The 13,317-nt window shown below is 53.0% G+C and carries 10 protein-coding genes; 2 read left to right on the plus strand and 8 right to left on the minus strand.

Going from position 1 to position 13,317, the window contains the following annotated elements:
• Position 1 precedes the first annotated feature (1 nt).
• A complete protein-coding gene (locus AB4876_RS03265; protein ID WP_368380212.1) occupies positions 2 to 790 on the minus strand; it encodes an SDR family NAD(P)-dependent oxidoreductase in 789 nt (262 codons plus the stop codon).
• A 101-nt stretch (positions 791 to 891) separates the two neighbouring features.
• Between AB4876_RS03265 and AB4876_RS03270 the strand changes: the two genes are divergently transcribed.
• Complete coding sequence (locus AB4876_RS03270) at positions 892 to 1,374, plus strand: NUDIX domain-containing protein (protein WP_368380213.1); 483 nt, start codon at positions 892 to 894, stop codon at positions 1,372 to 1,374.
• A gap of 26 nt (positions 1,375 to 1,400) precedes the next feature.
• On the opposite strand, the gene AB4876_RS03275 is transcribed toward AB4876_RS03270, so the two are convergent.
• A complete protein-coding gene (locus AB4876_RS03275) occupies positions 1,401 to 2,585 on the minus strand; it encodes a mechanosensitive ion channel domain-containing protein (RefSeq protein ID WP_368380214.1) in 1,185 nt (394 codons plus the stop codon).
• Positions 2,586 to 2,766: 181 nt separating this feature from the next.
• Between AB4876_RS03275 and ilvD the strand changes: the two genes are divergently transcribed.
• A complete protein-coding gene (ilvD, locus tag AB4876_RS03280; protein ID WP_368380215.1) occupies positions 2,767 to 4,608 on the plus strand; it encodes a dihydroxy-acid dehydratase in 1,842 nt (613 codons plus the stop codon).
• 288 nt (positions 4,609 to 4,896) lie between these two features.
• On the opposite strand, the gene AB4876_RS03285 is transcribed toward ilvD, so the two are convergent.
• The 6 genes from AB4876_RS03285 to AB4876_RS03310 form a co-directional block, all read right to left on the minus strand.
• Complete coding sequence (locus AB4876_RS03285) at positions 4,897 to 5,214, minus strand: putative signal transducing protein (protein ID WP_368380216.1); 318 nt, start codon at positions 5,212 to 5,214, stop codon at positions 4,897 to 4,899.
• 25 nt (positions 5,215 to 5,239) lie between these two features.
• Positions 5,240 to 7,687, minus strand: coding sequence for an acyl-CoA dehydrogenase (locus tag AB4876_RS03290; protein ID WP_368380217.1), 2,448 nt, complete (start codon positions 7,685 to 7,687; stop codon positions 5,240 to 5,242).
• 82 nt (positions 7,688 to 7,769) lie between these two features.
• Positions 7,770 to 8,696: a mechanosensitive ion channel family protein gene (locus AB4876_RS03295; RefSeq protein WP_368380218.1), complete on the minus strand. Its 927-nt coding sequence runs from the start codon at positions 8,694 to 8,696 to the stop codon at positions 7,770 to 7,772.
• Positions 8,697 to 8,765: 69 nt separating this feature from the next.
• The gene (locus AB4876_RS03300; RefSeq protein WP_368380219.1) at positions 8,766 to 11,243 is read right to left on the minus strand and encodes a TonB-dependent receptor; all 2,478 of its coding nucleotides are present in this window, start codon (positions 11,241 to 11,243) and stop codon (positions 8,766 to 8,768) included.
• A gap of 167 nt (positions 11,244 to 11,410) precedes the next feature.
• Positions 11,411 to 11,974: a chalcone isomerase family protein gene (locus AB4876_RS03305; protein ID WP_368380220.1), complete on the minus strand. Its 564-nt coding sequence runs from the start codon at positions 11,972 to 11,974 to the stop codon at positions 11,411 to 11,413.
• Positions 11,975 to 11,985: 11 nt separating this feature from the next.
• The gene (locus AB4876_RS03310; RefSeq protein ID WP_368380221.1) at positions 11,986 to 13,212 is read right to left on the minus strand and encodes an MFS transporter; all 1,227 of its coding nucleotides are present in this window, start codon (positions 13,210 to 13,212) and stop codon (positions 11,986 to 11,988) included.
• Positions 13,213 to 13,317: the final 105 nt, after the last annotated feature.

Raw genomic sequence — 13,317 nt, forward strand, 5'->3', positions numbered from 1 at the left:
TTTAGACATAGCAAACGGCGCCGCCATCAATACGAATATTCTGACCATTGATAAAGCCGGCGCGGTCGCTGCAAATAAACGCGACTAAATCGGCGACCTCTTGGCGCTCTGCAATGCGACCACAGGGGTTGGGATATTCGCTGGCAACGACGTGTTTAACAATGTCGTTCCAATCCTCGCCCCAGCCTTGTTTCGCGGCGCGGCGGCGAAAGCCCGCCTCTAGCTCTGCAGTGCGAATATAACCCGGCGAAACGGTATTAACGGTAATGCCGGTGTGACTCAATTCCTTGGTTAGGCTAACACTCATGGTCGCGAGCGCGCCTTTCGCCGCGTAGTAGTGAGGCATAATGCTATTAGGTTGATGGCTGCCAATGGTGCCAAGTTGCACAATTCGCCCCCAGCCCTTAGCCTTCATCGCGGGCACCAAACCCTGTATTAAACGCGCCGCCGACAGCACATTTTTTTGGTACATATCCAGCCAGTCATTCGTGCCACTCACCGCCCATTTGCCCGCTGTTGCGGTGCCGTAGTTATTCACCAAAATATCCACCTCACCAACCACCGCACGAGTCTGGGCCAATACCTGCTCGCAGCCCGCCTCGGTGCTGATATCACCCCACACCCCTACCGCATTGGCCACGGTGGCCGCCGCCGCTTCGGCGCCGCCCCGTTCATTGCTGTGAAATACCACCCGCGCACCTTCTTTAGCTAAGGTAGTCGCAATACATTCACCGGTGCCGCGATTACTGCCGGTAACGAGGGCAATTTTATTATTGAGGTTTAAATCCACAACCAGCCACCTTGTAAATTAAGCGAATAGCAACATAGTCGCACAGACATGGTCTGTGGCAAAATCAAAGACTTAATGCCAATAACTATATCGAGGCCACCATGAATTTTTGCCCCCAATGCGCCAACCCCATTGCCGAAATACTGATCGACAGCGAAATTCGTAAAGGCTGCCCCGACACCGCATGCGGCTTTGTGCTGTGGAATAATCCCGTGCCGGTGGTCGCCATGATTGTCGAAGTTGAGGGCGGGGTTGTAATGGCCCACAACGTGGCGTGGCCTAAGAGTTTTTATTCTATTATCACAGGCTTTCTGGAGGCCGGCGAAGACCCCGAGGAATGTGCACGCCGCGAGACCATGGAAGAATTAAACCTCCACGCTCTCGAAACCAAATTAATTGGTGTATACCCGTTTGCCCAGCAGAACCAGGTGATTATTGCCTACCATGTGCGCGCAGCAGGTGAGATCAAACTCAATCACGAATTAGACGATTATAAAATTGTGCCCGCGCTAGAGATCAAACCTTGGCCAATGGGCACAGGCCTAGCAATTAGCGCTTGGCAGGAATCTTTACGCTCCGTCTAAAAACTTCCGTGTTGGCAAGCCTAAGGCTATTTAGCCTTAGGCGGTGTTTCGCCTACCGAAGATTCGTCCAACAGAGATTCTTCTGCCGGTGGCTCACTTGCTTGTTCCACCTCATCCTCACTGTCGCCATTACTGGTATCACGATCTCTGGCAATCTCATCCTTTGCCAGCTGGCGAGCGAGTTCCAGCTCCTCGGTCAGTGCACTTAGCTCTGCTTTCAAGGCATCGCGATCAGGCGCCTCCTCCCCTTCGGCCACCTCCACATTTAGCGAATCTTTAAGCTTCTTAATTTTTATTTGCAGTTGCTCTACCGCACTGGCGACCTCGGCCTTATTAAATAGAATTTCCTCGGCATGACCGGTTTTGTCGTCGTCGGGCTGGGCTTGGTGTCTACGTTTAGGAATAAACTTAAGCTCAGGCGGCAGTGGGCGCTGATTCATAAAGTTGGGCGACACAATTTCGATACCCGCCTCGTGCAGAGCATCCAGTATTTTGCCCCGCAGACGTGAACGCGCACTGACCAGTAACCCCGCTTCCTTCAACCAGCCGCTGGCGCGATAGTTCACTGAAAAATCGCCGAGGTTACGAATTTGTACAAAGCCGTTTTCGAGCTCCGCAGCATCAATAGCAATGAGTAGCGCCGCTTCGATGTCGCGGCGATCTACGTCGTAACCCAGTGACACTTCGGCTGACACTACGGTGCCCGAGGCCCGCACTACGTTATAGGGTTCCTGCACCAACAGCAGATTAGGCACTGTCACTAGCTCGCTGGTTTCGTTCTGAAACTCCACGTGCAGTAAGCCGCGCTGTGACACCCGCCCCAGCTCATTGCGAAACTCAATATAGTCGCCAGCACGAAAGCTATTGACCGTGCGCAACATAAAGCCCGCCATTAAATTGCCCATCACCGAGGTTGATGACAGAGCAATCGCGGCGCTCATTAACAGGCCCACTAAACTTAATAGCTGGCCCCGCAGTTCGCCATTCATTGGAATGGTGCTTATTGCTAACAACAGGCCGCTAAGACGGAAGGCTAACCGCGTGCCCTGCTCTCGATAACGGGTATCGGCGCCGTGGCTTTTTTGAACCGCAAAAACTTTTCTGGTAAATAACCAGCTGACAAATAACAGTCCGATCACCACCGCAAAGGGGCCCCACTGGCCCAACCAGCTCGGCGCTACGCTGACGACTGCGTCTAAGGCATCATCCATTCAACAAACCTCTTTATTGCTCTAAGACTGCATCATACTCATTGCCAGGAGTATAGACACCTGCGCGAGGCCTTGCTCAGGCACTATTTACCGCATACGAAGGTGCCACGCTCTGTGTTAAACTGCCGCCCAATAGCAATCGTTCAAAATACTACTCAGCGAACCGCGCGCGAGGGAAATTATGCCTATTTATCGTTCCAAGACTACCACCGCTGGCCGCAATATGGCGGGTGCCCGCGCACTGTGGCGCGCCACCGGCATGAAAGACGGCGATTTTGAAAAGCCGATTATTGCGGTAGTTAACTCTTTCACCCAATTTGTGCCCGGCCACGTCCATCTCAAAGACATGGGCCAATTGGTTGCCAGAGAAATTGAAGAGGCCGGCGGCGTCGCCAAAGAATTCAATACCATTGCGGTTGACGACGGCATTGCCATGGGTCACGACGGTATGCTCTACAGCTTACCGAGCCGTGACATTATTGCCGACTCTGTAGAGTATATGGTCAACGCCCACTGCGCCGACGCCATGGTGTGTATCTCGAACTGCGACAAAATCACCCCCGGCATGCTAAACGCGGCGCTGCGCCTAAATATTCCCGTGATATTTGTGTCTGGCGGCCCCATGGAAGCTGGCAAAACCAAACTTTCAGAACATAAGCTAGACTTGGTCGACGCTATGGTCATTGCCGTAGATGACGAAGCTTCTGACGAGAAAGTTGCTGAATACGAGCGCTCTGCCTGCCCGACTTGCGGCTCATGCTCCGGCATGTTCACCGCCAACTCAATGAACTGCCTAACCGAGGCGCTTGGCCTCTCACTGCCTGGCAATGGTTCTTTATTGGCAACCCATGCCGACCGTAAAAAACTGTTCTTAGAAGCCGGTCGCCGCATCGTTGAGATAACGCGCAAGCACTACGAAGAAGACGATTACAGCGTACTGCCCCGCAATATTGCTTCTCACAGCGCCTTTAGTAATGCCATGGCGCTAGACATTGCCATGGGTGGCTCAACGAATACCATCTTGCATCTATTGGCCGCCGCACAGGAAGCCGAACTCGACTTTACCTTGAAGGATATCGACGCACTGTCTCGGAAAGTACCGCAGCTGTGCAAAGTTGCGCCCAATACTCCGCTCTACCATATGGAAGATGTACACCGCGCCGGCGGGGTAATGGCCATCCTCGGCGAACTAGATCGCGCAGACTTGCTGGACACTAGCTTGCCGACCGTTCACGCCAGCACCATGGCCGCGGCCTTGGCGCAGTGGGACATCATGACCACCGACAATGACGCGGTGAAAAATTTCTTTAAAGCTGGCCCAGCCGGCATTCCCACCCAAACCGCCTTTAGCCAAGACACGCGCTGGACATCGCTGGACGCCGACCGCGAAAACGGCTGTATCCGCAATCTAGAGCACGCTTTCTCGCTAGAAGGCGGCTTGGCCGTACTCTATGGCAATATTGCAGTAGACGGCTGCGTGGTAAAAACCTCCGGCGTAGATGAAAGTATTCTGGTGTTTGAAGGCCCAGCCCATATCTGCGAGAGCCAAGAAGGCGCGGTAGACGATATTTTAAATGATCGCGTAAAGGCCGGTGATGTGGTTATTGTGCGCTACGAAGGCCCCAAGGGCGGCCCCGGCATGCAGGAAATGCTCTACCCGACCAGCTACATCAAATCTAAAGGCTTGGGCAAGGTGTGTGCACTGCTCACCGACGGTCGCTTCTCGGGCGGTACTTCTGGCCTGTCTATCGGTCACGCTTCACCCGAAGCCGCCGCCGGTGGAGCGATTGGCTTGGTTGAGCAAGGCGACATCATTCGTATCGACATTCCGAACCGCGGTATCAACGTGCTAATAGACGAGACCGAACTTAATAAGCGCCGCAAAGCCATGGACGCCAAAGGCGCCGATGGCTGGAAGCCTGTTAATGAACGGCCACGCAAAGTGTCTGCGGCGCTAAAGGCTTACGCTAAGATGGTGACTAGTGCTGATAAAGGCGCTGTGCGGGATATTAGCCAGCTATAAGGCGCCCACACTGAGCAAGAATTAGCAGGCATAAAAAAGGGGCCGAAAGGCCCCATAAGATTGCTGTTCTCCCTCACGCAACAGAGGTCCTCAGCCGTCCCAATAAATCTTCGAGCCTATTTCTTGATGCTCTCGTCAATACTATACCCTAGGTTTAGGGCAAAAATGATAGGCAATTTCCCCTAGGGCCGGCAGCACCCTAATTTTGCTCTGTTTAATCGTCGTTCCTGCCACTGAACAACAAAGAAATCAGTGTAGACCGCCTTTTTAGACTTCGCCAAAATTTAATTACGCTTTTTTACCACTATTCTCACGGCTGCGACCGCAGTGCCAACACAGATCAAAATTCACCCCATTACTCTCACTACAGTGAGGGCACGTCCAGTCGCAGCCATTTGCGTCCGCTAATACCGCCAATAATTTCTCCGCTTGCGCAACACTGCTGTCGGCAACCCACAGCTCTGGCCACACCTCGTTAAAGGCCAAGCCACCGCTCGCGCCACCCGCGTAAGTATTGCGCAACTCACTGCTCAGCCCTGCGTGCTCTAAGATATTCGCCGCATTGGCAACCAAGCTTAGGTTCTGGTCGGTAAACACTTTCTTCACTGCTATTTCCACATTGTTCGATTTGCTAGGCTTCCGGCCTCAGCGGCCGCACATCCACATTCACCAAACTTGGATCAAAGGCGTCGGTCAATAGGCAGTCGTATCGGCAATTATCGTAGGCGGCAATAGCATCCGCTTGCACTTGATTTAAGCCTCCGCTGGCCACCGCACTAGCTAGTTTTTCAGCTGTAGATTCACCCGCTAAACCGCCTTGTTTATCCAAGGAAAGAAAATGTTCGTAGTCTTTTTCCACCGCCGCCAAGAGCTGAAATGTGTAATGAATTCGACCCTGCGCGTCTTGGGGATCACTGCTGAGATACACCTTGTCTGCCAAGAGATCACGCACCGAACTCGGCTGCATAATTAACTCACCCAAAGCCCTGATGTCGTCGTCTGACGAGGCCCACTGCGGCATTCCCCACGGGAAAAATGCGGCCTTTAATACTGCGCCCAAGCCCTTAATTGGCAGATTGCGGTAATACGCCGCCAGTGCCGTATTCATACTTCTAAAACAGCGCTTCAATGCGTATTCCGCGTGTTGCTCATTCGCCTCGTCGGGGGTTTGCGCATCGTGAAATTTAAGCAGTGCGCAGGCAATCACCAACTGGCTGTGAACATCACCCAATCGCGCCGACAGCAATTCACGACGCTTAAGATCGCCACCTAAGGTCAGCAAGGCAATGTCTGCGCTGGCGGCAAATACGGCGCTATAGCGATTAATATGACGATACCAGCGCGCCGACAATTCACTGTTACCGCATTTCGGCTTAGGTAATAAACCGCCGCTAAGACCAAGTAAAATTCCACGGCTAAATACTTCTGCGGTATGGCCCAGATGCCCCATAAGTAGACGGTCAAAATTCGCCAAGGCCTGTTCAGAGTCATCGCTTAGTGCCGCTAATTCATCGGCTAAATAGGGATGGCAGCGCATCGCGCCCTGACCAAAGATAATCATGGAACGGGTTAAAATATTGGCGCCTTCAACGGTAATAGCAATCGGCACGGTTTGGTATACCAGCGCCATGAAATTGCGCGGACCCATTTGAATACCGCGACCACCGAGAATATCCATGCTGTGATTAACCACACCGCGCAAACTTTCGGTAGCGTGGTATTTAGCCATGGCAGTCAGTACCGAGGGCGCGCCGTCATCCAGAGCGCGGGTAACTAAAGCGCGGTAGGCCTCGAGCATATAAGCCGACGCCGCGATCTCGGCACTGGCCTCTTGCACCCCTTCAAACTTACCGACCGCAATACCAAACTGGCGGCGGATTCGGGCGAATGCGCCCACCAGCAGATAGCTCATTTCACCACCGGCAGTCGACAATGCCGGCAGCGACACCCCTCGGCCAGCACCCAAACACTCCACCAACATCCGCCAACCTTGGCCAATATATTCTTGACCGCCAATCAGCATGTCCATGGGAATAAATACATCCACACCAGTAATTGGGCCATTCATAAAAGCCGAACCTGGGTTGTGGCGGCGACCAATCTCCACCCCCGCCAAGGTCGCGGGTACTAAGGCGCAGCTAATGCCGCGCTCGACTTCATCACCAATCAGGCCGTCGGGGTCACTGAGCCGAAACGCCAAACCGACCACGGTGGCGACCGGCGCCAAGGTGATCCAGCGTTTGGAAAAGTTTAATTTAACGCCAAGAACCCGCTTGCCCTCGTAGTCTTGCTCGCAAACCACGCCGGTATCGGGAATGGCGCCCGCATCGGAGCCAGCTTCTGGGCTGGTCAAACCAAAACAAGGCAGCTCTTCACCCTTCGCCAACCTAGGTAACCAAAAGGTTTTTTGCTCATCGCTGCCGTATTTGAGCAGCAATTCACCTGGCCCCAAGGAATTAGGCACCATTACGGTTACCGCCGCGACGGTTGAGCGACTGGCAATTTTACTCACCACTCGGCTCTGGGCGTAGGGGCTAAACCCCAAGCCACCATAGGCAGGGGGAATAATCAGGCCCAGAAAGCCTTTGTCTTTAATAAATTGCCAAACCTCGGCGGGAAGGTCCTTGGCGTCGTGATGAATTTGCCACTCAGATAACAGTGCGCACAAGTCATTGGTTTCACCATTGATAAACGCTTTTTCTTCAGGGCTAAGTTCCGACAACTCAATCTCTTCAAAAACCGACCAATCGGGCCGCCCCGAAAACAATTCTTTCTCCCACCACGTGGTGCCGGCATCGAGGGCTTCGCGCTCGGTGTCGCTCATGGGGGGCATCATTTTTTTAAGCGCAGCCATCGCCGGTGCCGACAAAAACCGAATACGCAATGAATTAACGAGCAGCAAGGCCAAGCCGGCAAAGAGGATTAACAAACTCAGGGGATGAAGAAAAACGGGACTAGTCAGCCCCGCTAGCAACCAAGCCAGCACCACTACCACTGCACCATTGCGCAGCGACAGCCGGCGGTAAAAAACAAACAGCAGTACTACAATAAGTCCTAAAAAAGTCACTACGCTGGCCATAATACAATCTCCAAATTAAGTGGTGATGTTGTTAGCCTGCCAAGCTCAATATTGAATAAGCCGTACTTGCCTTACACTTGCCCTACTCCGATGTTGCGCTAAATGCTGGCTCGGAACCAGACGGTAATCCCGAGACAATATGCAGATCCCGCTGAGGAAAGGGCACCACAATATTTGCTTCTACCAAGGCGCTATCTATCGCCCATAAAAATGCCGAGCGCGTGCCGCTCTGCTGGGCGGCGTATTCTGGCTTAACCCAAACTAGCAATTCAAAATCGAGGCTTGAATCGCCAAAACCTTTCATAATTACCGCTGGTGCGCGGCCCGGAAAATCCAATAAAGTCTGTGGTAATTCCCGAATCGCCTCTAGCACCACATCGCGCATGTGCTCTTTATTAGTGCCGTAGGCCACACCAAAGGGTATACGCATTCGGCAATAATTATTGGTGTGAGTCCAGTTGGTGACCTTGCCGTTTACAAATTCGGAATTAGGTACAATTACCTCGGCGTTTTCCAAGGTGGTTATAATCGTTGCCCTTACCGTAATTTCGGCCACCACGCCAACGACGCCGCTTTCTAACTGCACGTAATCACCCACCTTCAGTGAGCGCTCAACCAAAATAATCAAACCCGACACAAAGTTACTAAAAATGGCCTGCAGACCAAAACCAATGCCCACCGACAGCGCCGAGGCCACCAGCGCCAGCTTGCTCAAATCGATACCGATCACCGACAGGGCAACAAACACCCCTACGATCAAGACCACGTAATGGATGAGGCGTTCAATGGTATAGAGCGTACTGCTTGAAAATGCGCTGCGGCGCTGGGCCACTGAGCGCAAGCTGCCCCGCAAGACCCGCGACCCCATCATCGCGATGCCCACCACCACGCCACCGGCCAGCAATGTTCCCAAGGTCACTGGGTTTTTACCAAGACTGACTAAGGGGTAGGTCAGATAACTACTAAGAGAAATGAAAAAACTTTCGATGGTAATGATGGCGGTCCTCAATGAACGGCCGTCGATGCGGCCTATATTATCTGTTTAATATAGGCCGCATCGACGAAAACAGCGAGTTTTTTAGGGCTGCCAAGACAGGGTGATGCCGTAGGTCGCTGGCATGCCGGTATAGCGACCAATGGTGTCGAGCTGATTGGTAACATTATTATAGTAGTACTCGTCACTGAGGTTGCGGCTCCACAACATCAGCTGCCACGGACCTGCCGTTGGCGCAAAACCAATACGCGCGTTAAGCAGGCCATAATCGTCAATAAAGAAACGTTCATCCTGCTCAAGCGAGGCATTGGTCTCACCGCTATAGCTATAATCAATACCCAATGACAACTCGTAGCGCTCAAATACTGGCAGCACGTAGTCCACCAGCAGGGTGTATTCCCAGCGCGGACTGTAATTGAAGGGCTTGCCGGTAAAATCGAACTCATCGCCGTTGCTGTCGCCGCTAATAAACTCCTTTACCTCGGTGTCTAAATAGGCCGCGGCCAAAGATAAGTACAGACCCTCGACTGGCGTGTATTTCACATCCAACTCAGCGCCGCGCACGGTCGACTTAGGGGCGTTGCGCAAAATAGGCAGCGCACCAAATACCGGATCGCGGAAATTAGTCACCAACTGCTTGTCTTTATAGCGATAATCAAACACCGAGGCATTGAGCTGCATAGTTTTGTTGAGCAGGGTTAATTTACTGCCAATCTCCACTGCGTCGAGCTGCTCTTGGGTCACGGGTTCAAACTGCACCGAATCTGAAATATTAATTACGGGAAAGCTACCCGACTTAAAACCGCGACTCAGCGCGACGAAAGCCAGCATGTCTTCGGCAAAGCGCCAATCTAAAGCTACGCGGCCAGACACATTGTCTTCATCCAACTCACCGAAATACCGGCCTGGCTGGCGAGTTTCATTATCCAAGGTGAAACAGCCACCCTGCTCCGCCGTACCTGGGGCAAAGCCCGCCAGCGGTGATTGCAGCACGCTAATGCCGCTAAAGGCCCCCGCCAAACCGACACCTTCGTCTTGAGCGCCCGGTGAATCTTGGTCGGCGCCGGGCTCGTCGCTCACATTCACGTCTTGGCCACAGCCATTAAACTTCCGCGACTCGTCGGTATAGCGCGCGCCGCCGCTCAAGGTCCAGTCGTCGGCCACGGCCCACTCGGTGTGAAAAAACACCGCGGCCACTTCAGCAAGCTGATTGCCACCAAAACCCGAGCGATTATCCAGCCCCGCCACACCATCGCCATTTGGTGCGTCAACGGGGAAAATAATACTGACTGTCTCGTGATGCAGGCGCTGAAATTCAGCCACATCATCTTCGCTGTAATTAACACCCAGCTGCCAGAACACGTCGGGGTAAGCATTGCCCGACAAGCGCCACTCTAAATTGAAGTAATCGGTAGTCGCAAACACATTGCGCTCCGTGTTTACGGTGTCGACCCCAGACTGGGGAATAAAACTACCATCCGATTCAAAACGGCCTATTGATCCCAAAAATACCGCGTCTAGGTCTTCTGACAAGCTCCAGCCCACCCGCACGCCGGTCGAGTAAAAACTGTCATTTAAGCGAAACTCCATACCGGCATTTGGCCAGTCGGCGGCGCGGTTGTCTTGGGTGTTTTTGTCGTTAACAGGGTAATCCGCCACCTCGGGGTGCAAACCCGCCGCGCCCAAGATCGCATTTTGAGACTCAATGGCAATAACCTGCAATGCCTGGGGCTCAGAGCGGTCGCGCCAACCGTCGAGGTGATAGCTAACATCGACATTGTCGGCGGCCAACCACGTCATCGAAAAACGGGCGCTCTGCTTATCTACCTTGCCTAAGGTTTGGTAACCAAACTGCTGGTATTCACCGCCAATATCGCGGCCAGTATTACCGTTATAGGCGTCGCTACTAGGGTGGCGAGTTCGGCTGCGCTGCCAGCCTTCACTACTATTAATAGCGCGCAGGGCGAGGCGAGCGTTTACAGTTTCAGACAGCGGGCCACTAATAAAACCATTGGCCTCGCTAGTTTCATAACTGCTAAAGCCGGCACTGCCGCCATAGCTATAGTCATCGCTGGGCTTATTGGCAATATAATTTATGGCGCCACCGGTGGTGTTGCGGCCATAAAGTGTACCCTGCGGGCCTTTTAGCACCTCCACCCGCGCAAGATCCAAATTGCTGCCCTTGGTCATAATAGGAAAGGGCAAATTGAACTCGTCAATATACACGCCCACGGTAGCGCTGGCGGTTTGACTGTTTTCATTAAAACCTACCCCGCGCAGGGTGTAGATTGGGGTATTAAAACCACCGTCGGCATACGAAAAGCCAGGTAGTAGCTTGCCAAGGTCCCGCGTGTCAGTCACTCCTAGCGCAACAAGATCTTCGCCGGTATAGGTAACAATGGCCAAGGGAATATCATTGGCGCCCTCTTCGCGCTTTTGCGCCGTAACGAGGACCTCTTCGATGCTTAAGCCTCGGCGTGTTTGGGTGTTTTCTTGGGCGTTAAGGACTGTCGCGCAGGCCGCGCTCAGTAATATCAAACTGAATTTTGTGGAGGTGTTCACCTAGGTTTCGCTCTCGGCAGGCCTAAAGCAGCGCATGCTAGGGGCTCCGCCTAGGCTTTTCAAGCCATTAGAAGCGCCTAAAGACAAATATTCTAAGCATAGATCATTTAGCTATTACTAATAAATTCAACATCTTAGATATAAACTACAGTATTCCTCGCCTTAAACTACTCGGTAGGGACTACTGAGCGCCACGCTGCAAGCATGGAATCGCGCTGGGACTCACTAACTGCGGCCCTGCCCAGCCACACACTCAATATCAACGCCGCAGAATTTGGATCGCGAATCACCCCTAAGAGATCTTGGTTTAAGCTCAGCTGCAAGCCCTGCTCAGGTCGCCAAGTAAGATGATACTGATCTCCTTTTTCGACGCTTTTATACCAACTGCAAAAGCGCGTGATATCTGCTGCTACTGCCGACAATTCCTCTGCGGAATAAGAATCGGCCAGGGCTTTATTCGTCATACTGCGAAAGCGCTCAGCCGACACTCCAATTTTATACTTGATGATGATCTGCTTGGCATAACTGGGCTCGAGGATATCCCCATCCACCGGCAGGGCTTGGACCGGGTCCACCTGCAAACGGGTATAAGTTAAATCCTTCCACAGCAGGCTAAATGTTTCTGCGCTCACCGTGCGCCAGTTGTCTGCCGCCAATAGCTGGCTTGGCAAGATTACCGGCTGCAACAACAGCCATATACTTAATAAACGTAAACGCCAATGTTTAGTCATTATGGTCACCATTAAGAATCACCATCAATAGCCAGCATCGACTTGCGACCCAACATAAAAAATACCAGCAGTTTGAGGATGACCGGCGCCAATACATAGACTGCGCTAATTGCCCAGACTGGCGGCGCAGCGGCCTCGGCCTGGCTACCCAGCCACAAATACGCTACGCCAACCGCCAAACCCATGGCCGCTTTACTCAGCATACTCCACAGCGCAAACATTCTCGCGCCTAGCGCTGCGCCGCCGTATTCGGCCGACAAGGTCTGCGCCAACGCCGTTTGCATCGCCGAAGGCAGTGCTTGATCCGCCCCCAAAGCCAAGCCGGTGCCAATACTGATGGCAATAAACCAGCCCACATCACCCTCACCCAGCAATGCCGCAAAACTGAACAACAGCGCCGAGCTGCACAAACCAATTCGCCACGCCCACAGATTGCCAATACGCCGCGCGAGGAAATACCAAAATGGCACCCCAGCCAAGCCGGCAAGAAAATAGCTAATCAACACTATTGGCAGCTGACTCTCGGCATCCAGCACTTCACGCATAAATAAAATAAGCACGGTGCCGGGAATCGCATTAGCAAGCATATTGGTAAACCACGGCAGCGCTAAGCTGCGTAAGCGCTGATCGGACAACAGCACCCTAAAAGTGAGTATTTGCCGATTTTGCGGCGCCACTTGGCTGCCTTGCAAGCACACAGTGAGCAGCAACACCGCCAATAACAGCAGCAGAGCAACAGGAATCATTGCCGGCGCCAAGATTGCTGGTAGCAGCATTGCCAACAGCGTACCCAGTAGCAGCATGGCTTCGCGGCTACTGTTGTAACGCAGGCGATCTTCGCCCGAAACAGAGAGATTCACAGGAAGCGCTAACCAAGGTACAGTAATGCCCGTCCAGCCCAGCATGAGCAATACTAGCCCAGTAAGTAATAATGGCAGGGGCCAAGGGTGGGGCAGATAGATCAGCGCGATTGCGCTGCTGGCAATAAGCAACCACGCGCCAAGCCATAAGCTTCGATGACTGCCGCGCTTATCGATCCAAGCCCCCACCGGCAAATCGCTAAGTACGTCGCTCAATCTTGCAGCAAAGAACAGCGCACCGACTATGCTGTAACCATAGCCCCCCTGCTCTGCGAGCCACAGTGGCGCGTAGAGGTAAAACGGTAGCCCCAAGGCGGCTAAGGGCAAGCCTGGCAAGGCGTAGCGCGCAAATTGCCAAACTCGGGAAGGATTCCACATGTGCGTCTCCATAACAGCGGCAATGGTATTGCCTCGCCGCGAGAATTCACTGCGGCTGATCTGTTTAGCACAGATATACGTAAATATGACAAAGTGGGATCAACG

The organism is Zhongshania guokunii (assembly GCF_040892635.1).
GTDB classification, from domain to species: Bacteria; Pseudomonadota; Gammaproteobacteria; order Pseudomonadales; family Spongiibacteraceae; genus Spongiibacter; species Spongiibacter guokunii.